Origin of the sequence: Phaeovulum sp. (genome assembly GCF_047638075.1) — a bacterium.
Lineage (GTDB): Bacteria > Pseudomonadota > Alphaproteobacteria > Rhodobacterales > Rhodobacteraceae > UBA6197.
Genome location: NZ_JBLJBV010000023.1, coordinates 1 through 23799, shown reverse-complemented (window position 1 = coordinate 23799; position 23799 = coordinate 1). Strand labels below are relative to the sequence as shown.

The following is a 23799-nucleotide window of genomic DNA, read 5'->3' as shown; positions in this document are numbered from 1 at the left end:
GAATAGGTTTTGGGTTGAGATGCAATTTATAGGTGTATAGTAGGCGGTGTTTCAAGCCAAGATTGTTAAGGGGTTATTAACTTTGATCCGCGATGACAAGGATGAGGGCAACACGTCGCCCGTCAATGACCTTTTTGCCGGCATGTTCAAAATTGACCGTAATCCTGTCGCCAACGCGCGACTGCACCTGCCCGAGGCCCCAGTCCGGCGCAGCGGGGTTTTGAACGATCATGCCGGGTTCGAGAATGCCGTTCAGGCCCATAGGATTTGGATCATTCAATGACATTCAATGCTGCTCCTTCGATGTGTTCCGACCAACTGATCCCAAACTCCACGGATGTGGTGGCGCTTGTCGGATCCCGGCTTTGCCACGACCTTATCAGCCCATTGGGGGCAATCGGCAATGGGGTGGAGCTATTGACGATGTCGGGCACGGAAATGAGCCCGGAACTACAACTGATCGCGCAAAGCGTGGCCAGCGCCAATGCCAGGCTTAAGTTCTTTCGGGTGGCCTTTGGGCAGGCAGCGGTGGACCAACGCCTGGGACGCCCCGAGATCGTTGCCGTGCTGGCCGGTCTGGCCAAGGGGGGTCGCCTGGATTTTGACTGGCAAGCCGAGGGCGATCAGGCACGGCGCGACGTGAAACTTTGTTTTTTGGGGGTCTTGTGCCTGGAGGCGGCCCTGCCGTGGGGCGGGCTAGTGACGATCTGCAGCACTGGCGGCAACTGGCGTTTGACCGCCGAGGCCCGCAAGACCAAGCCTGATCCCGCGCTATGGCAGCGCCTGGATGGCGGTGAAGGGCCCATTGGCCCTGCGCAGGTCCAGTTTGCGCTGCTGCCAGCCGAGGCCGCACAGCAAAGACGCCAGATTGCCTGGGAGGTTGGCGAGACATCGGCGCAGATCACGTTCTGAAACGCCAGGCCCGCGGGGGGCGCTGCCCCCCGCACCCCCCGGAGTATTTTAACCAAACAAAAGCAGCTATTTGCGCACGGTTCCGTCGCCGGTGACAAGATATTTGAACGAGGTCAGCTGTTCGGCCCCGACAGGCCCGCGCGCATGCAACTTGCCCGTGGCAATCCCCAATTCCGCGCCCATGCCGAATTCTCCGCCGTCAGCAAATTGGGTTGACGCGTTGCGCATCAAAATGGCCGAATCGAGCCGCGCGAAGAAGCGTTCGGCCGTGGTGTCATCTTCGGTCAGGATCGATTCTGTGTGGTTGGAGCCGTATTTGCGGATATGCGCGATTGCGCCATCGACCCCATCCACCAGTTTGGCCGCGATGATCATGCCCAGGAATTCGCGTCCGAAATCATCTTCTTGCGCCAGGGTCGTGCCGGGAATCTGTGCCAGATCGCCGGCGGCGCGGACTTCAACCCCGGCGGCCAGAAGATCGGTGATCAGAATCGGGCCGTAAGCTTCATGAAACCTGCGGTCTATCAGCAGGCATTCGGCTGCGCCGCAGATGCCGGGGCGGCGGGTCTTGGCGTTCAGGACGACACGGCGGGCTTTTTCAAGATTGGCGGCGGCATCGGCGTAGATGTGGCAGACACCCTCCAGATGGGCGAAGACCGGCACGCGGGCTTCGGCCTGGACCAGTCCGACCAGCCCCTTGCCGCCGCGCGGTACGATCACGTCGATATAGGCGGTTGCGCGCAGCATTTGGGTAACGGCTGCGCGGTCGCGCGTGGGAATCAACTGGATCGCCGTTTCGGGGAGGCCGGCGGCGGCAAGCCCCTTGATCAGGCAGGCATGAATGGCGACGGAAGAGTGAAACGACTCGGATCCGCCGCGCAGGATGACGGCATTGCCTGATTTGAGGCATAGCGCGCCCGCATCAGCGGTAACATTGGGGCGCGATTCGTAGATCACGCCAATCACCCCCAGGGGGGTGCGGACGCGACGAATGTGAAGCCCGCTGGGCATGTCCCATTCTGCCGTGACGGCGCCAAGCGGATCGGCTTGTGCGGCGACGGCGCGCAGGCCGTCGACGATGCCCTGAAGCCGTGGCTCATCCAGTGTCAGCCGGTCTATCATCGCGGCTGACAGGCCCTTGTCATGGCCATAGGCAAGATCGCGTGCGTTGGCCTTGATGATTGCGGCGCGCTGGGCCCAGACGGTATCGGCCGCGATGGCCAGTGCTTTTGCACGCTGTGCAGCGGGGGCGATGGCCAATTCAGTTGCCGCGGCACGGGCAGCGGCCCCGATAGCGTTGATCAGGGCGGGAATGTCATCTGGATTGGTCATCGTCTACTCCGGCTTTTTACTGCTATAGCGGGGTGAGCGAGGCCGGGGCAAGGACATGCAGGCATAACCGCGTTTTTTGCGCGGGTTCAGGCAAAGCAGCATTCAAACCTGCTGTTGACGCGTGACGAACGACGGGCGCGGGATGCGTGCCAAGATTTCTACATCCAAGATCGGAAAATAATGGCGCGGTTGACGGGACTCGAACCCGCGACCCCCGGCGTGACAGGCCGGTACTCTAACCAACTGAGCTACAACCGCGCATACGCGCGGGCGGCGATCGGGTGGTGGCGCGGTTGACGGGGCTCGAACCCGCGACCCCCGGCGTGACAGGCCGGTACTCTAACCAACTGAGCTACAACCGCAACTCCACCCGCCCGGATCGCCGTCCGTGCGTGGGATGGGTATTACGCACCCCCGACGGCGGCGTCAATGGGGCGTGACCAAAATTTGCACCGTTGGCGCATTGCCTGTTGCAGGGAGCGGCGGCGCGGCCCGGACAGTCAAAATGGCCGATCATCGCGCGGGCGCGGGAATGAATTCGGCGTTATCATCGGGGGGTAAGCGAAATCGCCCATGTGCCCAGTCCCCTGCGCGCCACGCCTCGCGGGCGGCGTCAATCCTGTCACGCGATGACGCCACGAAATTCCGCCAGATGTAGCGCGGACATTCTAGCGTTGCGCCGCCCAGCAGCATCAACCGTGCACCCTGCAGCCCTGCCTGAATGCTTATCCGGTCACCAGGGCGAAACACGAGCATTCGCCCGGCCTCGTGATATTGACCGGCATTGGAGACGCCGCCTTGCAGCACATAGACGCCCCTATCTTCGTGATTGTCGGGTAATGGCAAGGCGGCGTTGGGTGCGACGGTGGCATCGGCGTAAAACATCTCGGAAGGTAGCGGCATTGGCGCCGTTTCGCCCCAGGCCGACCCCAGGACCAGGCGCACTGTCTTACCCTCGGCCTCAAGCACCGGCAGATGGGGTGCAGGTTGATGGGTGAAACTGGCCGCAGCGTCTTCGGCGTCTTTTGGCAAGGCGACCCAGGTTTGGATCCCTAGCAGGGTCTGGCCGCTTTCGCGGACCTGCCCGTCGGTGCGTTCGGAATGGGTAATGCCGTGCCCCGTCACCATCCAGTTCACCGCCCCCGGTGTTATCCATTGGTCCGTGCCGAGCGAATCGCGGTGATGCATTTTACCTTGCAAAAGATATGTCACCGTCGCCAAGCCGATATGCGGATGCGGGCGCACATCGATTCCCTGCCCTTTCAGAAACTCGATCGGGCCAAACTGGTCGAAAAAGATAAACGGCCCCACCATTTGTCGCGCAACCGATGGCAGCACACGGCGCACCTCAAATCCGCCCAGATCGCGTGCGCGCGGCACGATCACGGTTTCAATGGCGTCGACGGCATCGCCCTTGGGCAGATCGGGGTCAAGCGCGGGATTCCAGCTCATCTCTCCTCCTTCATCCAGCGGTTTGGGCGGCCGGGAAAGGGATAGGACATATTGAGAAAAGGGCCAGCCGACCTGTCTGCCATTGCCGCATATCACAGGCAATACCCGCCCATGATTAATGCCCGCCCATGATGCGGTGCCGCGCTGGCGAAGGCCATACAGGATTAGTCCGGGGCGATGGTGGGTGATGAGGGACTCGAACCCCCGACATCTTCGGTGTAAACGAAGCGCTCTACCAACTGAGCTAATCACCCGACATGGCTACTTTTATCGTGCAGACCGGGGGGCGCGCAAGCCCCGCCCAAGGTTTTGGCGCAAACTATGTTGCCGCAGCCGAACGCGCCTGCCAAAATACCCATTTTTCGCTGAAATCATTGTGAAAAATTTGTGGCGCCATGGTCAGAAATGCCTGATGACCTGCGCTAAACCGGCGGATGCGGGGCCGGACCATCGACATTTCCGTTAAAAACCCGATCCGGGCGAACGCGGGTTTCTTGATCTTTCCAACCCTATGGACCTTGCCGTCGCATTGCGGCAAGAGAGGCCAATGACCGACCCCAAACACCATTCCCTAACCGAAGACGCACAGGCGATCGCCTATGGAAGTGTCATGGCAGCGTTCGCGATTGTGATCCTGACACAATTGGGGTTTGTGACCGGCCAGACGGCAGGGCTTGCGGTGCTGATTTCTTACGCAACGGGCTGGGGCTTTGGGCCGGTTTTCTTTGTCATCAACGTGCCTTTTTACATTCTGGGCTATGTGCGACTGGGTTTGGCCTTTACGGTAAAAACCTTCATCTCGGTGGCGCTGGTTTCGGGTTTGTCGGTGGTGATGCCGGGTTGGATCAGCTTTGCCACGTTGAACCCTGCCCTGGGGGCGGTGCTGATCGGCATGATAACCGGCTCTGCGCTGCTGGCGTTGTTTCGCCATGGCGCGAGCCTTGGCGGTGTCGGCATCGTGGCCCTTTACCTGCAAGACAAGACCGGTTTTCGGGCGGGTTATACGCAGCTGATCTTTGACGCGTTGCTGTTTTCCGTGGCGCTTTTGCTGCGCGATGTGCAGACTGTGGCCTGGTCCTTCCTGGGCGCGCTGGTGTTGAACATGGTGATTGCCATGAATCACCGTCGCGACCGTTACATTGCGGCGTAATGAAATGCACACCTATGCTTTGTTGTTCATCGCGGTCCTGTTTGAAACGTTCGGGTCGTCCTGCCTGCAAGCCAGCCAGCAATTCAGCCGGATATGGCCATCGCTGGGGGCAATCTTTGGCTTTGCCGGGGCCTTTTGGTTTTTCACACTGGTGTTGAAATCGCTTCCTTTGGGGATTACCTATGCCCTCTGGTCAGGGATCGGCATTATCCTTATCGCGCTGTCGGGGCGGGTGTTTTTCGGGCAAAAGCTGGATACACCTGCGCTGTTGGGGCTTGGATTGATCATCGCCGGTATTCTTGTGATCAATCTCTTTTCACGAACCGCCACGCATTAGACTGGTCAATCGTCGGCTTTTCGACTATGCGCGGCGGCGCAGCACAAAACGGCGGACAAAATGGAAATTCGCAATATCGCGATTATCGCACACGTTGACCATGGCAAGACCACGATGGTGGACGAGCTTTTGAAGCAATCGGGCACTTATCGGGAAAATCAGGCCACGACCGAACGGGCGATGGACAGCAACGATATTGAGCGCGAACGCGGGATCACCATCCTTGCCAAGGCGACTTCGGTTGAATGGAAGGGCGTGCGGATCAATATCGTCGACACCCCCGGCCACGCCGATTTCGGCGGCGAGGTGGAACGGATCCTGTCGATGGTCGATGGTGTGTGCCTTTTGGTGGATGCCGCCGAAGGGCCGATGCCGCAGACGAAATTCGTGACCTCAAAGGCGCTGGCGCTTGGGCTTCGCCCCATCGTCGTGCTGAACAAGGTCGACAAGCCCGCCGCTGAACCCGACCGTGCGCTGGATGAGGTGTTCGACCTTTTCGCAAACCTTGGCGCGAGTGATGAACAACTGGACTTTCCGCATATCTATGCCTCGGGAATCGGTGGCTGGGCGGATGAAACGCTGGACGGCCCGCGCAAGGATCTTTCGGCGCTTTTCGATTTGATCGTGCGCCACGTCGAGGCCCCCAAACAAACCGCCCGCGTGGATGAGCCTTTCACGATGCTCGCCACCACACTGGGGGCGGATCCCTTCATTGGCCGTATCTTGACCGGGCGGGTTGAAACCGGCCATCTGAAGGTGGGCGACACCCTGAAGGCGCTGTCGCGCACCGGTGAGCGGATCGAGCAGTTCCGCGCGACCAAGATCATGGCTTTCCGCGGCCTTGGCCAACAGCCCATCGACGAGGCCGTTGCGGGTGACATCGTCACCATCGCCGGAATGACCAAGGCGACCGTGGCCGACACGCTGTGCGATCCGTCGGTTGACATTCCCCTGCCCTCGCAACCAATTGATCCGCCAACCATTTCGGTTACTTTCGGCATCAACGACAGCCCGCTGGCAGGCCGTGACGGCTCCAAGGTGCAAAGCCGGGTGATCCGCGAACGGCTGATGAAAGAGGCTGAATCCAACGTCGCCATCAAGGTCGAAGACACGCCGGGCGGTGATGCCTTTGTCGTTTCGGGGCGCGGCGAATTGCAGATGGGTGTGCTGATCGAAAACATGCGCCGCGAGGGCTTTGAGCTTTCCATCTCGCGGCCGCGCGTGATCTACCGCGAAATTGACGGCGTGCGCCATGAGCCGATCGAAGAGGTCATCATTGATGTCGATGACGAATACTCAGGCGTGGTCATTGAAAAGCTGACCTCGACCCGCAAGGGCGAACTGGCCGAAATGCGCCCCGCCGGTCATGGCAAAACCCGCATCATCGCCTATGTGCCCTCGCGCGGGCTGATCGGGTATCAGGGCGAATTCATGACCGATACGCGCGGCAATGGCGTCTTGAACCGCATCTTTCATGACTGGGCACCTTACAAAGGCCCGATCCAGGGCCGTCGCCAGGGTGTTTTGGTGTCGATGGAAACCGGGGTGTCGGTTGCCTATGCGCTTTGGAATCTGGAAGAGCGTGGCAAGATGTTCATCGGCGCGCAGGAACAGATCTATGAGGGCATGATCATTGGCGAACACAGCCGCGACAATGACCTTGAGGTGAATCCCCTGAAAGGCAAGAAACTGACCAACGTTCGCGCCTCGGGCACGGATGAGGCGGTGCGCCTGACCACGCCGGTCCGCCTTAGCCTTGAGGAATCCATCTCTTATATCGACGATGATGAGCTGGTCGAAGTAACACCGAAAAACATTCGGCTGCGCAAACGGTTTCTTGATCCGCACGAACGCAAACGCCAGGCCAAATCCGCCTGATTTCAGCAACGACCCCCCGCCGCAGCCCTGCGGCAGGGGGCGCTTTTATAATCAATTACGGCAAAACCTCTTCGACGATCACCAGATCGCGCTCGGCGGCATCTTTGGCGTGCGCCAGTGCAGCCTGATACTCGGCGCTGCGATAGCACGCTTGCGCCGCCTCAAGGCTGGGAAAACGCACAACAACATTGCGCGCCCGGTCCTGCCCTTCAAGTTGAACGTAACGCGCGCCGCGGGCCAGAAACACACCGCCATGCGCGGCAAGCGCTGCCGTGGCAAGGTTGGCATACCGGCCATAGGCCTCTGCGTCGGTCACATGCACATGGGCGATCCAAAGGGCAGTTGGTGTTGTCATTTCAGGGCTCCTATCAGGGCTTCAACGGCGGCTATTGCTTGAGGTGATTTGCTGGCGTCCGCGCCACCGGCCTGCGCCATGTCGGGGCGGCCACCGCCGCCTTTACCGCCAAGCGCCTCGGCAGCCGCTTTGACCAGATCCACAGCAGACAACCGCGCCACCAGATCAGGGGTGACCCCGGCCGCCGCCGCCGCCTTGCCGCCGGTATCGGCAACAACCAGCACCGCCCCGGAACCAACACGCGTCTTCAGGTCATCCACGATACCGGGAAGTTCCTTGCCCGTGACCCCGGAAAGCACTTGCGCTATGAACTTCAACCCATTGATTTCGCGAACTTCTGGGCCACCGGCACCGTTGCCGCCCATCGCCAGTTCCCGGCGCGCCTGCGCCAGCTCATTGGAAAGCGTGCGGCGTTCGTCAATCAATGCGCGAACGCGCCCCGTTGCGTCTGCGGGCGTGGTTTTCAAAAGCGCCGCGACCTCGGCCAGACGTGCGGCCTGGGTGCCAAGATAGTCAAGCGCCACCTGCCCCGTCAGCGCCTCGAATCGGCGCACCCCGGCCGAGGACGCACTGTCCCCCAGTGCCACGAACGCCCCGATATCGCCGGTGCGCGCCACATGGGTGCCACCGCAAAGCTCAAGACTATAGGTCGCGCCATTGGCGCCCTTACCCGAGCCAAGCTGGCGGCCCATCGAAACCACCCGCACCTCATCGCCGTATTTCTCGCCAAACAGCGCCTGCGCGCCAAGCGCGCGGGCGTCATCGGGGGTCATGATCCGGGTTTCCACCGATGTATTCTGGCGGATGTAGTCGTTCACCTCTGCCTCGACTGCCGCCAGTTCGTCGGCGGTCAGCCCCTTGGAATGGGAAAAGTCAAAGCGCAGCCGGTCTTCGGCATTAAGGCTACCCTTTTGCGCAACGTGGTCCCCCAGCGCGCGGCGCAACGCCTCGTGCAGAAGGTGCGTGGCCGAGTGGTTTGCCCTGATCGCTGCGCGGCGGCTGTGCGAAACCTCAAGCTTCGCGGCCTGACCCTGTGCAATCTCGCCCTCGGTCACAGTAGCGATATGAATAAAGACTCCCGCCACCTTTTTGGTGTCGGTGATCCGGGCAAAACCGGTTTCCGTGCGCAGCGTGCCCGTATCGCCCACCTGACCGCCGCTTTCCGCATAAAACGGAGATTGGTTGGCGACGATCTGCACGGCGCCGTTGGCGGTGGCAACTTCGGCGCCGTCGATGATCAGCGCGGTGATCTGGCCTTCGGCGGTTTCGGTATCATAGCCCAGAAATTCCGTCGGACCGTGTTTTTCGGCCAACTCGAACCAGATGGTTGCATCCTGCGCCTCGCCAGAGCCGGACCAGCTGGCCCGCGCCTTGGCCTTTTGCTCGGCCATGGCGGCGTCGAACCCTTCGGTTTCAACGGCGCGGCCCTTTTCGCGCAGCGCATCCTGCGTCAGATCCAGCGGAAAGCCATAAGTATCGTAAAGCTTGAAGGCCGCAGCGCCCGGCAGTGCGGCACCCGCCGGCAGATGCAACAATTCGTCATCCAGCAGTTTCAGCCCACGGTCCAGTGTCTGCTTGAAACGGGTTTCCTCCAGCTTCAGCGTCTCTTCGATCAGCGCCTGCGCGCGGGTCAGTTCGGGGTAGGCCCCGCCCATCTGCCGCACCAGCGCCGTGACCAGTTTGAACATCACCGGATCCTGGGTGCCCAGCATATGCGCATGGCGCATGGCGCGGCGCATGATCCGGCGCAGCACATAACCGCGCCCCTCATTGCTGGGCATGACCCCATCCGCAATCAGGAACGAGGTTGACCGCAGATGGTCGGCAATAACGCGGTGATGCACCTTGCCGGGGCCATCGGGGTCTGTTGAGGTCGCCTGCGCGCTGGCCTCGATCAGGCTGCGCATCAGGTCCGTGTCGTAGTTGTCATGCTTGCCTTGCAGCAGCGCGCCGATCCGCTCCAACCCCATACCGGTGTCGATCGACTGCATCTCAAGCGGGCGTTTGCTGCCGTCTTCAAACTGCTCATACTGCATGAAGACGAGGTTCCAGATTTCGATGAAACGGTCGCCGTCCTCGTCTTTGCTGCCCGGCAGACCGCCCCAGATATGATCCCCGTGGTCATAAAAAATTTCCGTACAGGGGCCACAGGGGCCGGTCGGTCCCATCATCCAGAAATTGTCATTGGTAGGAATGCGGATGATCCGGTCATCCGATAGCCCCGCGACCTTTTTCCAGATCGTCGCGGCCTCATCATCGGTGTGATAGACGGTGACCAAAAGCCGGTCTTTGTTGATACCGAATTCCTTGGTCAGCAATTCCCAGGCGAAGGGAATCGCATCGGCCTTGAAGTAATCGCCAAAGCTGAAATTGCCCAGCATCTCAAAAAAGGTGTGGTGGCGCGCGGTATAGCCAACATTATCAAGGTCATTGTGTTTTCCACCCGCGCGGACACATTTCTGCGCGGTTGTGGCGCGTTTGTAATCGCGCTGCTCGACCCCGGTGAAACAGTTCTTGAACTGCACCATGCCAGAGTTGGCAAACATCAAGGTCGGGTCATTGCGTGGCACCAGCGGGCTGCTGTCCACAACGCGGTGGCCGTTGCGTTCAAAATAGCCAAGGAAGGTCGCGCGGATATCGTTCAGGCTGGGCATATGATTGGGCCTTTATGGGCGGGTTTGATCCCGTTTAACGCCCGGTCCCCAGCCTGTCCAGAACCGGTAACGTTCCCTCAGCAAAACGGCCGGGGATCAGCCCGGCCGCGTCCGTATCGTGAAAGCCGACGGATCACTCCTCCGTCAGACTGTCGTCTGTCTCGGCTGCGGTGAAATCAAGCCCGTGCCCGGCGCGGATCTTGTCTTCGATCGACAGCGCCATTGCCGGGTTATCGCGCAAAAATTGTTTTGCGTTTTCGCGCCCTTGGCCAATTCTCTCATCGCCGTAGGAATACCACGCGCCCGATTTGTCAACCACGCCGGCCTTGACCCCCAGATCAACCAGTTCGCCCACCTTCGAGATACCCTCGCCATACATGATATCGAATTCGACCTGTTTGAACGGCGGCGCCACCTTGTTTTTCACCACCTTGACGCGGGTCGAGTTGCCTACAACCTCATCGCGGTCCTTGATCGCCCCGATCCGGCGGATATCCAGCCGCACGCTCGCGTAGAATTTCAGCGCATTGCCGCCGGTGGTGGTTTCGGGGCTGCCAAACATCACGCCGATCTTCATCCGGATCTGGTTGATAAAAATCACCATGCAGTTGCTGCGCCCGATACTGGCGGTCAGCTTGCGCATCGCCTGGCTCATCAGACGGGCCTGGCTGCCCATCTGCATGTCCCCCATATCGCCCTCGATCTCTGATTTCGGCACCAACGCCGCGACCGAGTCGACAACCACAAGGCTGACCGCGCCTGAACGCACCAGCGTGTCCACAATTTCCAGCGCCTGTTCACCGGTATCGGGCTGGCTGATCAGCAGCTCATCAAGATCCACACCCAGCTTTTTGGCGTATTGCGGGTCAAGCGCGTGTTCCGCGTCGACAAAGGCGCAAACCCCGCCTTTTTTCTGTTCTTCCGCCACCACATGCAGCGTCAGCGTTGTCTTGCCGGAACTTTCGGGCCCATAAATCTCAATGATCCGGCCTTTTGGCAAGCCGCCTATTCCCAGCGCAATGTCCAACCCCAGTGACCCCGTCGAGGTCGCCTCGATATCCATCACGGCGTTATCGGCCCCGAGCTTCATGATCGAGCCCTTGCCGAACTGCCGCTCGATTTGCGCCAGCGCCGAGTCGAGCGCCTTTTGCTTATCCGCGTTTTTCTTGTCATTCATGTCAAAAAGGCTCGTTGTTGCCACGTTTGTGCTTCCTTATCTCACAGCCCGGGGCCAGCAGCAATCAATGCCTTCCCGCGCGATTTGTTCCCGTCTTGTTCTCACTCGTATGAAGCCCTGAACAGAACATTTCAACATAATTTTTCTCTAAGCCAATCTTTGTCAAACTGGTTAAGGAGTGGTTTACGTTTATGTCGAATTCTCTATAGGCAAACCAAACAACCAGCGCGCAAAGGGCATCATGCTGATATTTTGGGAACAAAGGCTGGTCTTTCTGGCAACCCCCAAGGCCGGATCCACAGCGATCGAGGCCGCACTGGAATCATTGGCCAGCGTTGCGATACAGCGCCCCGAGGCCCTCAAACATGTCAGTGCGGCAAATTATCAGCACCATCTGGCCCCCCTTTTGGCCGCCTCAGCCGGTGGTGGTTTCACCACAGTGGCCCTGATGCGCGAGCCCGTAGAATGGTTGCGCAGTTGGTTTCGCTTTCGCCAGCGGGACGATATCGACGACCCGGAACATTCGATGCGCGGGCGCAGCTTTGAAAACTTTGCGGCAGACTATATGCAAATGCCACCCCCACCGCATGCCTCTATTGGCAGCCAGTCCGCCTATCTTTGCGACTCAGACGGCACCGCACTGGTCGACCGGATTTTTCGCTACGAAGAGATGGATACCTTCGTGACCTTTCTGGAGGACGCGCTTGATTGCGCGATCACCCTGCCCCGCGTCAATGTGCCCCCAGCGGTGGATGTGGAACTGTCAGAGGCCATGCGCACGCGTCTACGCACCCATATGTCGCCGGATTGCCGGCTTTACGACACCTTGGGCTAAGCCGGACCTGCCATAAACGCCCGTTCAAAGCGCCCAGTATGTCACGCCGCACCCCGATGACCCGCAGCTTGGCGTCAGGCGCCGCCTTGGCCCGGTTAGGTCGGCTGCGCGGGCATAGCCCGATCAATTACACCCCGATCCTGACGGTAACCGATAGCCCCCTTCAGCCGGGTTTCAACATCCAAAACACGGGTTGGCGACACGGATAAGGCCCGCGCGCCCAGAAAAAACGACTCTGATGGCGTGGCGGGAAATTGGCGCGATGTCACTAACGCGCAATCGGGGGCATCAAAGCCTGACGCGAGGCTCTGCACGACCGGCAACGGGTGCTTTCAGCGAAAACACGCAGCCTTGGGCGGCATCGGGTGTGGAAATGCCTTCTTGTGCCGTGGTCACGAAAAGCTGGCGCAGATCGGGGCCACCGAACGCGGGGCATGAACTGTGCCGCCCCGCAACCCCAAGCGCATAGTCAAAGCGGCCATCGGGCAGGTAGCGCGCAACGCGTCCGGCCCCCCATTGCGCATTCCACACCGCGCCTTCGGCATCGGTCACCGCCCCGTCGGGGTTCAATCCCTCGGGCGCGAGATCAACAAAGACCTCTGGCGTGCCCTCGGGCCAGCCCTGTGCATCCAGCGCAAGTGTCATGATCTTGCCCGTTGGCGTATCGGTGAAATAGGTGCGCCGACCATCGGGGGCAAAACAGATCGCATTCGGGATCGTAAGATCGCGCAACAGGGGTTCGACCGCGCCGTTGAAATAGCGATAGATCGTACCGCTTTCAGGGGCAGCCGTCTTGCCCATGGTGGACGCCCAAAACCCCCCCATCGGATCAGCACGCCCGTCATTGCAGCGGGTATCGGTGCGCTCGGCCTCAATCGCGGCGACGGGTTCATGCGCGCCGCTTTCGATGTGAAACCGGCGCAGGCCGGTCTCGGTCGAGATCAGCAATGTGTCGCGATCAATCCAACCCGCCGCCGAGGCCACCTGCCCGATCTGCCATTCAAGCGCCTGATCGCCCACGCGGCTTAGCAACCGCCCGCGCAGGACGTCAAACCAGAATAGCTGGCCGCGCGCCGGGTGCCAGAACGCCCCCTCACCCAGAAAACAGGCGCGGTCATCGTAGATTTTTGCGCTCATTGTGTGAACACTTCGTCAAAGCGGGCGGCCAGGGCGCGCGCTTTTTGCGCGACAACCTTGGCGCTGTCGCCGGGGCGGTAAATCGCGCCGCCAATGCCAAACCCCGCAGCCCCCGCGTGCTGCCAGTCCGCCATGTTCTCAAGCGAGACCCCACCAACAGCAAACAGCTTAATGTCGCGCGGCAAAACGGCCGCCATCGCCCGCAACCCCACCGGCCCGATCAGTTCCCCCGGAAACAGCTTTAGCGCGTCGGCCCCTGCGGCAATCGCGCTGAAAGCCTCGGTCGGGGTCATCACGCCGGGATAGCTTTGCAGCCCCGCGCGCTTGGTTTCGGCAATCACCGACGGGTTGCAATTGGGCGACACGATCAGCCGCGCGCCAGTGGCCGCAACGTCACGCACCTGTTCAGGGGTCAGCACGGTACCGGCACCGATGTCGGCTTGCGTGCCAAAGCGATCAACCATCGCCCTGATGCTGACCAGCGGATCGGGCGAATTAAGCGGCACCTCAATGCGGGCGATTCCTGCCGCAATCAAGGCTTCGGTAACAGGCAGCGCGTCGGTTGGGGTGATCCCGCGCAGGATGGCAATCAGGGGACGGCTCATGAACAGGCTCCGATGGTTTGCCAGGCGGCATGCAGCCCGGCCAGGGTTATGGGTTCGGTGGGGTAATCTTGCGTCGCTACGCCATTGGCGCCCAGCACACGGCCATATAACGCGGCAAGTTTCGGGCTGCCGATCAGGGCGACAGTCCGCCCCGCCCACAAATCGCGTACCGCCGCCAGTTCCCAGCCGATCAACAGGCCAGAAAGACGCGAGCCGGCGCTGGTCGGGTCAAGGTTGTCCAGCAATGCAGCCGCGCGCAACTGAAAAAGCCCGCCATAGGCGCGCGCAGGATCGGCCAAAGCCTCGGCGCAGGCCGCATCAAAAGCGGCCAGATCCAGGCCGTCCGTATCTAGCGTGTGGCGCAGCACCGACTGCTTTGCAAGCAGCTCAAACAGCTCACCCGTCATGCAGCTTTGAAACCGCTCGATCTGGTCGGCGCGCAGCCGCACCCATTTCGTATGCGTGCCTGGCAGGCAGACGACCCCATCAAAATCAGGCGTCTGGGCAAGCAAGCCTGCGATCTGGGTCTCTTCGCCGCGCATCACATCAGGCGGGGCATCCTGGCGAATGCCGCAAGCGATATAAACCGGGCGCGCGGCATGATTTGCCACTTGGATCAGCTTTGTGCGCGGATCGGTCGGGGTGGCGCGATAGGGCGCCTCTGCCCAGCCCTGACGCGAGCCCACCATCCCACAGGCGATAACGGGAATGCCCGCCAGATCCATGCCAAATTGTGCGATCTCGGCTTCCAGAACGGGGCCGAATTGCGCAGGGGTCAGTCGCCCCATGCCCTGATCGCAACTGCGTTTCAAGGCAACTTCACCACCGCGCATCGCCCAAAGGCGCAGATGCGTCGTGCCCCAATCGGCGGCGATCCAGTCAGGGGGGGCGTCGGTGTTCAGTGCAGTCATAGCTTTTCCCCTTCGATCACCCACATCGTTTGCGCAAAACCCCAAGGCAAATTCACGCCATGCCCCATAAGGGCCTGCCCGCTAAGCGCCAGCACGCCCGCCTTTAGCGCAGGGGCCCCGCGCGATAGTGCCGGCGCTTGGGCGCCGTTGCGCAAGCGCAGCCGATAGCGCGCCTGCGGGTCCAACCCGGTCAGACGCAGCGGCCGTGGCAAGATCTGCGCCGAGGTTTCGCCCTGCCCGGCAAACACCACAAAGCGCAGGCCATCTTCTGCCAGTTGCAGCTCTGCTATCACCGCAGGGTCGCCAGTCTCAAGGCGCAGGATATCGGCGCGCGCACGCCAGCCACGGTTGGCTTTCCACCATGTCGTGACCTCGCTCAGGGCTTGCGCCTCATCTTCTGTCAATTCGCGCGGGTCCATCTCAAAACCCATATGGCGCTGGGCCGCGACCCAAGCGCGCATCCTGATGTCGATCACCCGCCCAGACGTGTGACAGTGCCGCGGCCCGACATGGCTACCCGTCACCACCATCGGCAAGAACAGCGCCGCATCATGCTGAATACGCAGCCGTTCAAGCGCGTCATTGCTGTCTGACAGCCACACCCGCGTCGTGCGTTCCAGAACCCCGAAATCAATCCGCCCGCCGCCCGAAGCGCAGCTTTCAAATTCCACCCCCGGATGGGCCGCGCGCAGCCGATCGAGCAGCGCGTAAATGCCGCGCGTCTGTGCCGCGTCCGCGTGTGGCAGAACCCGGTTATGATCCCATTTCACATATTCGATCGGATGGGCGGAAAGGATCGCATCAATCGCCGCAAAGAGATGGTCGCGCACGTCCTGGCGCGCGATATCCAAGACACGTTGCTGGCGCCCCTCGATCTGGTCTTTCGGCCCAAGCAGCCAATCGGGATGGGTCCGCGCCAGATCGCTGTCCAGATTGACCATCTCGGGTTCGAACCATAGCCCAAACCCCATGCCAAGCGCGTTTACATGCGCAATCAGCGGGGCCAGACCCTCGGGGTATTTGCGAGGGTCGATCTGCCAATCTCCAAGACTGGTAGTGTCATCGTCGCGCCGCCCGAACCAGCCATCATCCAGCACGAAGCGTTCGGCCCCCAGTTTGGCGGCGCGATCTGCAATGTCGCATAGCGCGGTCAGATCATGGTCGAAATAGACGGCCTCCCAGCAGTTGTAATGCACCGGGCGCGGCATTGCGGCTGCGGGAAACTGCACGATCCGATCACGCAGATGGCGCTGAAAGATCACCGCGCAACCGTTTGATCCGGCATCGGAATACGCTGCGTAAAGGGGGGCTGTTTCATACCGCGTCCCCAGTGTCAGCTCGCTGCCCGAGGCATGGCCGAACTGGATTTGACGCCGCCCGTCCGGCAATTCCTCTGCCACCATCCGGTGCCCGCCTGACCAGCCGTAATGAAAGGCGCGGGTTTCCCCGCCGGTTTTGCTGGCCCCGCGCGTGGGCAAAATGAGGCCGGGGAAATGTTCGTGCCCGCTGCGCCCGGTGTGATTGTCACGCACCCGCTGACCGGGGCCCCAAGGGGTGGCGGTGATCTGGAATTCGCCGCACCAGCGGCCGGAAAATTCAAGCATCTCATCGCAAAGCTGCGGCGCGGGAAAGACGGGGGCGGCCAGCCAATGCAGCGCGATCGGCGTCTGACTATCCAGCGTGGCGCGAGCGGTAATCATTCCAGTAGTCGCGTCCAGCGCGAAATCGGCCCGGTATGTCACCCCCAACGCCGCATCGCGGTAGACCAGCACCAACCGGTCCGCGCCAACCTCTTGCGAGGCAAAGCGAAAGGCCGGGCGCAGCGGCGCCCCTGCCCCGTCGCGCGCGATCAACCCCGGCTCTCCGGGGAAAGTCTGCGAAGCCTCGGGGCTGATCGAAAGTTCGGGATTACGATCCAGCATCCCACCCGTCACATCCATCTCTGAACTGGCGACCAGTTGTGACAGATCTTCGCCCTCGGGCAGGACCGCCCCCCAGTAAATCACCTCGGGCAGCCGATTCTCATGGCTGGCCAGAACAAGGCTTTGGCGCGCATCGCGCAATTGCCATGTTCGGATCATTTCACCGCCCCAAGCGTCAGCCCCGCAATGAAGTGCTTTTGCATCAAAAAGAACATCGCCACCGGCGGCAATGCGGCCAGGATAGAGCCCGCCGAAACCAGCTGCCACGCCGCAACCCATTGCCCATTAAGCGAATTCAGGCCTGCGGTGATTGGCTGCGTATCCGCCCCCGTGGTCAGCACCATGGCCCAGAAATAATCATTCCAGATGAAGGTAAAGATCAGCACCGATAGCGCCGCAATCGCCGGGCGCACCAATGGCATCACGACATACCAGAAGATCTGCCATTCGCCCACACCCTCGACCCGCGCCGCCTCGATCAGCTCGCGCGGCAAGGCCTTGATGAAATTTCGCATGAACAGCGTGCAAAACCCCGTCTGGAAGGCGACATGAAACAGCGCAAGCCCCGTGATCGTGTCATAAAGCCCCATCTGCACCGTCAAATCGCGCACCGGCACCATCAAGATCTGGAAGGGCACGAAATTGCCCGCCACGAAGCAAAAGAAGATCAGCAGGTTGCCCTTGAACTTGAAAACCGCCAGCGCATAGCCCGTCAGGCACGACAGCGCCACCGCCCCGATCATCGTCGGGATTGTGACGCGAAACGAGTTCAGCATGTAGCTGGCAAAGGGCGAATTGCGAAACACGTCAAGATAGTTCGAAAACGCCAGATAAGACGGCACCCCGAAATAATTACCCTGCGCAAGATCACTGGCGGGGCGCAGCGATGTCGCCGCCACCCCCAAAAGTGGCAGCAACCACAGGATCAACATTACCGGCAGCGCCATCTTGTAGGCGGTGCGGGCGGCAGGGCTCATGGATTGGACTGGACGCGGAAACATATCAAAGCCCCCTTTCGTCGCGCCACATCTTCCAGATGAAGCCCGAGATAAAAATCATCATGATGGCGAACAGCACCACCGCAATCGCAGCGCCGTACCCCATGCGGTAGCCGTATTCCGACAACGCCTGTTCATACATGTAATAAGACAGCACGCGCGACGACCCGTATGGCCCGCCCGAGGTCATGATCGACACCAGATCAAAGCTGCGCAGCGCCCCGATCACCGTCACCACCAACGCGATGAATGTCGCAGGGCGCAGTTGCGGCAACACGACATACCAAAGCATCTTGATGCCTTTTGCCCCGTCCAGCCGTGCCGCCTCGATCTGCTCGGGCGCAACCGAGTTCAAGCCCGTCAGATACAAGATCATGCAATAGGCGATTTGCGGCCAAAGCCCGGCGGCAATAATCCCGTAGGTCACAAGGTTTTCATCGGCCAGCACCGCAATGCCACGACCGCTGAACCATTCCAATATCTCGTAAAACAACCCAAAGCCGGGTGCGTAGAACCATGAGAAAATCAAACCGACGACGACCTGACTGATTACGAAAGGAAAGAAGAACAGCGATTTATAAATCCGGATGCCCCGAACCGTCTGGTTAAGAAATAGCGCGATAAACAGCCCCAGCGGAATCGCCAGCATATAAAGCACCAGCCAGATCACGTTATTCTTGAGACTGGTATAAAATGCGTCGTCATCCAGCAACTCGACGTAATTCGCAAACCCGACCCAATGCGCCGGGCTTAGCCCGTCCCATTGGTAGAACGAGATCCACATTGAACGCCCGATCGGCATAAGCACATAGATCAGGAACATGAACATGCCCGGCGCGAGAAACAGCCAAGGCGCAAGTTTGCGGCTTAGTCGGCGGCGTTTGCGCGGCAGGGGCTGGCCTGCAGAGCCATGCAGAGTGGCGGGTGCGACGGTCATCGTTGCATTCCTTGATCTGTTCGATGAAATGGAAACGGCGCCCCGTTACGAGGCGCCGCCAAAAGATCGCTGATCAGTTTTCATAAGCGCGCTGACGCGCCTTTTCCAGCCGATCCAGGATTGCATCCAGACGGTCGGGCTTTGCCATGAACTCCTGAAAACCCTCCATGCCGGCCTTGGCCATTGCAGCGGGCGCATCGCGGTCAAAGAACTGTGCAATGCCACCCTCAGCGGTGGACAGGACCTCAAAGCCTGCCTGCAAATAGGGATCATCCCCCACCGAGGCATTCTTGTTGATCGGCAGCTGGCCCAAGACCTCGTTCATCTGGGTTTGCACGTCAGCACGCGCCAGATAAGCGAGGAATTTCTTGGCATCCGCGACGTTCTTGGCACCCGCCGGGATGTGGATCGTGTCGGTTGGGGCCTCTTCGGCGCGCGGTATGCCGGGGGTGATTTCCGGGAAATCCATAAAGCCGAGTGTGTCATCCGTCATGCCGCCGTCCTTGAAGGCGGCCACAGCGAAATTGCCCATCACAAAGTTCGCAGCCTTGCCCTGAACGATGTTAGACACCGCATCCTGCCAGTCGATCGCGGCGGTATTGGGCGTGGTATAAGGCACGACCTTGGCCCATTCGGCAAAGACATTGCGCACGCGATCATCCGTCCAGGGGATCTCGCCGTTGGTCAGCTCCATATGGAAATCATAGCCGTTGGTGCGCAGATCAAGATAATCGAAGATCCCCGCAGCAGGCCAGAGCGACTTGGTGCCGGTGGTCAGACAATCAATGCCCGCCGCCTTGAACTTTTCGCAATTGCTGATGAATTCATCCCAGGTCTTGGGAACCTCGACGCCCACTTTCTTATAGACGTCCTTGCTGAAGTAAATGCCCCACTGGTAGTAGGTATAGGGCACACCCCATTGCTTGCCGTCGATCGTCATCGAGGACAGCGCGGGCGACAGGCTGTCTTTCAGACCGTTCTCTTCCCAGACATCCGAGACATCCAGAAACTGCCCGGATTTGACAAAGGGCGCCATCCGGTTGCCGGCATACCAATTCGCCAGATCCGGGCTGTCAGCGGTCAAAAAGTTGCGAATCGCGGTCTTGTAACCCTCGTGATCAAAGATGTTCACGGTGACATGAACATCCGGATTCTCGGCCTCAAAGCCTTTGATCAGCTGATCAAAGGCGGCTTTAGGGGCCGGATCGGATGCGTCGGTATTCAATGTCAGCGTGCGCTGCTGTGCCAGTGCAGGCAGGGCCAACCCGGCCAAAAATGTCGCAACAGCCACGGTTTTCATAAGTTTCATCGGTACTCCTCCCGGTTTTTGCAAAGCAAGGTTTCCGTTTTGGTTCCATCTAATGAAACCTTGTTTTACATATTGAAATGCTGCCGTGAATCGCGCATCCTGTCAACAGCCATGTGGAGGAGGCCCATGACAAAACACGACCTCAAACCGATGAAGACGGACGGTACGGTCGGTCGCACCTTGGCGGTGCTGGACCTGGTCGCAGGGTTCGGACGCGCGGTGCGCTTTGGCGAGCTGCTGCCGGTTTCGGGGCTGCCCAAGGCCACGCTTTATCGCTTTTTGCAAACGCTCACCAATCAGGGCATGCTGGCCTATGATGACGAACGCCAAAGCTATATGCCGGGGCTGCGACTGGTGCGGCTGGCCCATGCGGCCTGGGCGCAAAGTTCGCTGGCGCCGGTTGCTGCGCCCTATCTGGATGCGCTATCGCGCAAGACCGGCCAGACGCTGCATCTTGCGCAGCTGGATCAGGGCATGGTGCTTTATGTCGACAAGCGCAACGCCGCGCGCCCGATTGAAATGTTTTCACATTCGGGCAAGGTCGGACCGGCCTTTTGCACGGGCGTCGGCAAGGCAATGTTGGCCTATCTTGACCCTGAACCGCTAGAGGCTGCGATTGCGCGCCAAAGTTTTCACCGCTTCACCAAAACCACGCTGACCAATGCGGCCGATCTGCGCGCCGAACTGGTCACAATCCGCGCGCGTGGCTTTGCCTGGGATAACGAAGAACACGAGCCGGGCATCCGCTGTATCGCAGCCCCGATCCTGTCGGCAAGCGGTCGCGTCCTTGGGGCGCTGTCGATTACGGCGGGCCACGGCGCGGAGCATGAAGCCCTTGAAACTTATGCACCGCTGATCGTCGAGACAGCGGACCAGATCGCGAAAGCTGCCGCAACATGGCGCTTTCCCGAACAAATCAGGGAGGAGACCCGGTGAGCGGAGTTGAACTGCAGAAAATCGTCAAGCGGTTTGACGATCTTGAGGTGATCCACGGCGTCGACCTGACGGTCGAGCACGGCGAATTTTGTGTTTTCGTCGGGCCGTCGGGGTGTGGAAAATCCACGCTTTTGCGCATGATCGCAGGGCTGGAAGCGACCACATCGGGCGTGGTGCGCATCGGGGATATAGATGTTACCCACGCTGAACCCGCCGAGCGTGGCATCGCAATGGTGTTTCAGACCTACGCGCTTTATCCCCATATGACGGTCGCGGAAAATATGGGTTTTGGATTGAAGATGAACGGCCAACCCAAGGCCGAAATCACCGCAAAAGTGCGCGAAGCGGCAGATATTCTTAAACTGGAACCGCTGCTAAAGCGCAAACCTGCCGCTCTTTCGGGGGGGCAGCGCCAGCGCGTTGCCATCGGGCGTGCGATCACGCGTGGCCCGCAGGTATTCTTGTTTGATGAACCCCTTTCCAACCTTGACGCCGAGCTGCGCGTTGAGATGCGCGCCGAAATTGCCCGACTGCATCGCGAAATCGGGGCGACGATGATTTACGTCACCCACGATCAGGTCGAAGCGATGACGATGGCGGACAAGATCGTGGTGCTGCGTGCTGGCCATATTGAGCAGGTCGGCGCGCCGATGGATCTTTATGATGATCCTGACAATCGCTTTGTGGCAGGCTTTATCGGCTCGCCCTCGATGAATTTCCTTACCGGTCATGTCAAAGGCAGGGCGGTTGAAGTGCCCGGTCTGGAAAGCACGATCAATCTGGCGCTGGCCCTGCCACCCGAGGGCACGCAAGTCGAGGTTGGCCTGCGCCCCAACGCGCTCCGGATCGTTGCGGACAAGGGAGCGTTCAGCGTCGATATGGCGGAAAATCTGGGCGGGGTCAGCTACGCCCATCTGCGCGCCCCCACGGGTGAACGCATCGTGATCGAAACCGACCAGCGCCTTTCGACCGCGGGTGGCGGCACGGTCGGGCTGCAATTTGATCCCAGCGACGTTTATGTGTTTCGTGCCGATGACGGTGCGCGGGTGCGCGCATGAGCCTTGGCATCGGCCTTGTCGGATTGGGCGCAATTGCGCGCGCGCAGCATCTGCCAGCGCTGGACCGGGTTACAGGGGTGCATCTGGCCGCTCTGGCCAGCCGCAACGCAACGCTACCCGGCCTGCCCTGCTACCCCGATGTCGACGCGCTTTTGGCCGCGCAACCCGATGTCGGCGCAATTTCGCTGTGCACGCCACCACAGGGGCGGTTTGAACAGGCAATGGCGGTGCTGCGCGCGGGGCGTCACCTGATGCTTGAAAAGCCCCCCGGCGCCACCTTGTCCGAGGTTGAAACCCTGCGCGCAGAGGCCGCGCACCGTGGCCTGACACTGTTTGCGACATGGCATTCCCGCGCAGCCGCCGGGGTTGATGCCGCGCGTAACTGGCTGACGGGGCAAAGCCTGCGCAAAGTGATGATCGACTGGCGCGAAGACGTGCGCAAATGGCACCCCGGTCAAGACTGGATCTGGCAAGCCGGCGGCTTGGGGGTCTTTGATCCGGGTATCAATGCGCTGTCGATCTTGACGGCGGTTCTGCACGACCCGGTGCGCATCATCCGCGCCGACCTGCAGGTGCCAAAGGGGCGCCAGACACCAATTGCCGCCCAACTGGAGATGCGCGCAGCAGACGTAGCGATCCATGCTGATTTTGACTGGCGCAAAACCGGCGAGGAGCTGTGGCGCATACGTTTTGAAACGGCGGACGGCAGCGCAACGCTTGATCAGGGCGGCGCACGCTTTGCGATTGACGGGCAGGTGCAGCCGATTGCCGAAAGCGCAGAATATGCGCGCCTTTATGAGCGCTTCCGCGATCTGGTTGCGCGGGGCGAAAGCGACGCCGATTTCACACCTTTGCGGCTTGTGGCGGATGCGTTCATGAACGGGCGCCTGCATCAGGTCGCCCCGTTCGATGAGGCCGCGGATGGCTGAAACGGTGTGCGAGATCGCCCTGCCTTCGGGGATGCGCGCCAGTATCGTGCCATTTGGCGCGGTGCTGCATTCGCTGCGCGTGCCCGACCGCAACGGACAGTTGGGCGAGGTATTGATGGGCCTGCCCCGCCCGCACGATCATCGCCAAACCCGTAGCTATCGCGGCGCGACCGTGGGGCGATTCGCCAATCGCATCGCGCGCGCACGCTTCAGGCTGGACGGCGCGACCTATACGCTTGGCGCGAACGAAGGCGCGACCTGTCTGCACGGCGGCGCCGAGGGGTTCGACCGGCGCGACTGGCAGATCAAGGATCATCGCGCCGACCGTCTAACGCTGACGTTACACAGCCCCGACGGCGATCAGGGATTTCCCGGCGATCTCGATGTCGAGGCCAGTTTTACCCTGTCCGCGCCCAATACACTAAGCATCACTTACCGCGCGCGGGTGACACGGGCCTGTCCGGTCTCGGTCACTTCACACGGGTTTTTCAACCTTGCGGGGGGCGGGCCTGTGATTGATCACCTGCTCAGCATCAATGCGGCGCGGTACCTGCCCGTTGACAGCGCGAACATCCCTCTTGATGCAGCGCAACCTGTGGCCGGCACCGCCTTTGATTACCGCGCGCCGCGGCCGGTTCTGCGCGACGGTGATCCTGGTATTGATCACTGCTATTGCCTCAATATCCATTCCGGCCAGCCTGCCGCGACGCTTTGCGATCCGGTTTCGGGGCGCGTGATGCAGCTTTGCACCAACCAGCCGGGATTGCAGCTTTATACGGTCAACACCCCCACGGGCGATTTGCCCGCGCATCACGCGCTTTGTCTTGAGCCGCAAGCCTGGCCCGACGCCCCCAACCACCCCGATTTCCCCGATGCAACCCTGCGTCCGGGCGAAACCTATCATCATCAAACACAACTGGCATTCACCACGAGGTCAAAATGAAAATCACCGCTATCGAAACTTTCATCGTTCCG

Annotated in this window: 23 protein-coding genes and 3 tRNA genes; 10 read left to right on the top strand and 16 right to left on the bottom strand. The window is 60.6% G+C overall.

Features of this window, described 5'->3' with window-relative positions; all coding sequences use genetic code 11:
* Positions 1 to 76: 76 nt before the first annotated feature.
* Positions 77 to 286 carry a DUF3553 domain-containing protein gene (locus tag ACM62R_RS03355; protein ID WP_415182655.1) on the bottom strand — a complete coding sequence of 70 codons (210 nt, stop codon included), beginning with the start codon at positions 284 to 286 and terminating at the stop codon, positions 77 to 79.
* Between the two features lie 17 nt (positions 287 to 303).
* Between ACM62R_RS03355 and ACM62R_RS03350 the strand changes: the two genes are divergently transcribed.
* Positions 304 to 912 (top strand): histidine phosphotransferase family protein, encoded by a 609-nt coding sequence (locus tag ACM62R_RS03350; protein WP_415182654.1) that lies wholly within the window; start codon positions 304 to 306, stop codon positions 910 to 912.
* A gap of 66 nt (positions 913 to 978) precedes the next feature.
* On the opposite strand, the gene ACM62R_RS03345 is transcribed toward ACM62R_RS03350, so the two are convergent.
* The 5 genes from ACM62R_RS03345 to ACM62R_RS03325 form a co-directional block, all read right to left on the bottom strand.
* Complete coding sequence (locus ACM62R_RS03345; protein WP_415182653.1) at positions 979 to 2244, bottom strand: glutamate-5-semialdehyde dehydrogenase; 1266 nt, start codon at positions 2242 to 2244, stop codon at positions 979 to 981.
* 181 nt (positions 2245 to 2425) lie between these two features.
* Positions 2426 to 2502 (bottom strand) — tRNA-Asp (locus ACM62R_RS03340).
* A gap of 27 nt (positions 2503 to 2529) precedes the next feature.
* Positions 2530 to 2606: transfer RNA gene (locus ACM62R_RS03335), tRNA-Asp, on the bottom strand.
* A 151-nt stretch (positions 2607 to 2757) separates the two neighbouring features.
* Positions 2758 to 3696, bottom strand: a complete 939-nt coding sequence (locus ACM62R_RS03330; protein ID WP_415182652.1) for a pirin family protein — start codon at positions 3694 to 3696, stop codon at positions 2758 to 2760.
* Positions 3697 to 3874: 178 nt separating this feature from the next.
* Positions 3875 to 3950, bottom strand: a tRNA-Val gene (locus tag ACM62R_RS03325).
* 293 nt (positions 3951 to 4243) lie between these two features.
* On the opposite strand from ACM62R_RS03325, the gene ACM62R_RS03320 reads away from it, so the two are divergent.
* From ACM62R_RS03320 to typA, 3 genes are read left to right on the top strand one after another with little or no spacing between them, the layout of a single operon-like run.
* Positions 4244 to 4846: a YitT family protein gene (locus ACM62R_RS03320; protein ID WP_415182651.1), complete on the top strand. Its 603-nt coding sequence runs from the start codon at positions 4244 to 4246 to the stop codon at positions 4844 to 4846.
* A 4-nt stretch (positions 4847 to 4850) separates the two neighbouring features.
* Positions 4851 to 5183, top strand: a complete 333-nt coding sequence (locus ACM62R_RS03315) for an SMR family transporter (RefSeq protein ID WP_415182650.1) — start codon at positions 4851 to 4853, stop codon at positions 5181 to 5183.
* A gap of 60 nt (positions 5184 to 5243) precedes the next feature.
* Positions 5244 to 7061: a translational GTPase TypA gene (typA, locus tag ACM62R_RS03310; RefSeq protein ID WP_415182649.1), complete on the top strand. Its 1818-nt coding sequence runs from the start codon at positions 5244 to 5246 to the stop codon at positions 7059 to 7061.
* A gap of 55 nt (positions 7062 to 7116) precedes the next feature.
* On the opposite strand, the gene ACM62R_RS03305 is transcribed toward typA, so the two are convergent.
* The 3 genes from ACM62R_RS03305 to recA form a co-directional block, all read right to left on the bottom strand.
* The gene (locus tag ACM62R_RS03305) at positions 7117 to 7416 is read right to left on the bottom strand and encodes a DUF1330 domain-containing protein (protein WP_415182648.1); all 300 of its coding nucleotides are present in this window, start codon (positions 7414 to 7416) and stop codon (positions 7117 to 7119) included.
* Positions 7413 to 10070 carry an alanine--tRNA ligase gene (alaS, locus tag ACM62R_RS03300; RefSeq protein ID WP_415182647.1) on the bottom strand — a complete coding sequence of 886 codons (2658 nt, stop codon included), beginning with the start codon at positions 10068 to 10070 and terminating at the stop codon, positions 7413 to 7415. The genes ACM62R_RS03305 and alaS overlap by 4 nt, the downstream gene beginning before the upstream one ends.
* 133 nt (positions 10071 to 10203) lie before the next feature.
* Positions 10204 to 11271, bottom strand: coding sequence for a recombinase RecA (recA, locus tag ACM62R_RS03295; RefSeq protein WP_415182646.1), 1068 nt, complete (start codon positions 11269 to 11271; stop codon positions 10204 to 10206).
* Positions 11272 to 11488: 217 nt separating this feature from the next.
* Here recA and ACM62R_RS03290 point away from each other — a divergent pair, with 217 nt between their 5' ends.
* Together ACM62R_RS03290 and ACM62R_RS03285 are read left to right on the top strand one after the other, a co-directional pair.
* Positions 11489 to 12082, top strand: a complete 594-nt coding sequence (locus ACM62R_RS03290; RefSeq protein ID WP_415182645.1) for a hypothetical protein — start codon at positions 11489 to 11491, stop codon at positions 12080 to 12082.
* 38 nt (positions 12083 to 12120) lie between these two features.
* A complete protein-coding gene (locus tag ACM62R_RS03285) occupies positions 12121 to 12291 on the top strand; it encodes a hypothetical protein (protein ID WP_415182644.1) in 171 nt (56 codons plus the stop codon).
* A 79-nt stretch (positions 12292 to 12370) separates the two neighbouring features.
* Here the strand turns inward: ACM62R_RS03285 and ACM62R_RS03280 are convergent, their stop codons facing one another.
* The 7 genes from ACM62R_RS03280 to ACM62R_RS03250 form a co-directional block, all read right to left on the bottom strand.
* The gene (locus ACM62R_RS03280) at positions 12371 to 13219 is read right to left on the bottom strand and encodes an SMP-30/gluconolactonase/LRE family protein (protein ID WP_415182643.1); all 849 of its coding nucleotides are present in this window, start codon (positions 13217 to 13219) and stop codon (positions 12371 to 12373) included.
* Positions 13216 to 13824, bottom strand: a complete 609-nt coding sequence (locus ACM62R_RS03275) for a 2-dehydro-3-deoxy-6-phosphogalactonate aldolase (RefSeq protein WP_415182642.1) — start codon at positions 13822 to 13824, stop codon at positions 13216 to 13218. The genes ACM62R_RS03280 and ACM62R_RS03275 overlap by 4 nt, the downstream gene beginning before the upstream one ends.
* A complete protein-coding gene (locus ACM62R_RS03270; protein ID WP_415182641.1) occupies positions 13821 to 14735 on the bottom strand; it encodes a 2-dehydro-3-deoxygalactonokinase in 915 nt (304 codons plus the stop codon). Before ACM62R_RS03270 ends, ACM62R_RS03275 begins: the two co-directional genes overlap by 4 nt.
* On the bottom strand, positions 14732 to 16816 hold the full coding sequence (locus ACM62R_RS03265; protein ID WP_415182640.1) for an alpha-galactosidase: 2085 nt from the start codon (positions 16814 to 16816) through the stop codon (positions 14732 to 14734). Before ACM62R_RS03265 ends, ACM62R_RS03270 begins: the two co-directional genes overlap by 4 nt.
* A complete protein-coding gene (locus ACM62R_RS03260; RefSeq protein ID WP_415182639.1) occupies positions 16813 to 17658 on the bottom strand; it encodes a carbohydrate ABC transporter permease in 846 nt (281 codons plus the stop codon). The genes ACM62R_RS03265 and ACM62R_RS03260 overlap by 4 nt, the downstream gene beginning before the upstream one ends.
* A 1-nt stretch (position 17659) precedes the next feature.
* On the bottom strand, positions 17660 to 18592 hold the full coding sequence (locus ACM62R_RS03255; RefSeq protein ID WP_415182638.1) for a carbohydrate ABC transporter permease: 933 nt from the start codon (positions 18590 to 18592) through the stop codon (positions 17660 to 17662).
* Between the two features lie 73 nt (positions 18593 to 18665).
* Complete coding sequence (locus ACM62R_RS03250; protein WP_415182637.1) at positions 18666 to 19901, bottom strand: ABC transporter substrate-binding protein; 1236 nt, start codon at positions 19899 to 19901, stop codon at positions 18666 to 18668.
* A 150-nt stretch (positions 19902 to 20051) separates the two neighbouring features.
* On the opposite strand from ACM62R_RS03250, the gene ACM62R_RS03245 reads away from it, so the two are divergent.
* Genes ACM62R_RS03245 through ACM62R_RS03230 form a run of 4 tightly spaced genes read left to right on the top strand, consistent with a single transcriptional unit; the run spans position 20052 to position 23767 of the window.
* A complete protein-coding gene (locus tag ACM62R_RS03245) occupies positions 20052 to 20837 on the top strand; it encodes an IclR family transcriptional regulator (RefSeq protein WP_415182731.1) in 786 nt (261 codons plus the stop codon).
* On the top strand, positions 20834 to 21895 hold the full coding sequence (locus tag ACM62R_RS03240) for an ABC transporter ATP-binding protein (RefSeq protein ID WP_415182636.1): 1062 nt from the start codon (positions 20834 to 20836) through the stop codon (positions 21893 to 21895). Before ACM62R_RS03245 ends, ACM62R_RS03240 begins: the two co-directional genes overlap by 4 nt.
* A complete protein-coding gene (locus tag ACM62R_RS03235; protein WP_415182635.1) occupies positions 21892 to 22824 on the top strand; it encodes a Gfo/Idh/MocA family protein in 933 nt (310 codons plus the stop codon). The genes ACM62R_RS03240 and ACM62R_RS03235 overlap by 4 nt, the downstream gene beginning before the upstream one ends.
* Entirely contained in the window at positions 22817 to 23767 is a 951-nt protein-coding gene (locus tag ACM62R_RS03230; protein ID WP_415182634.1) for an aldose epimerase family protein, read from the top strand. Before ACM62R_RS03235 ends, ACM62R_RS03230 begins: the two co-directional genes overlap by 8 nt.
* The last annotated feature ends 32 nt before the right edge of the window (positions 23768 to 23799 follow it).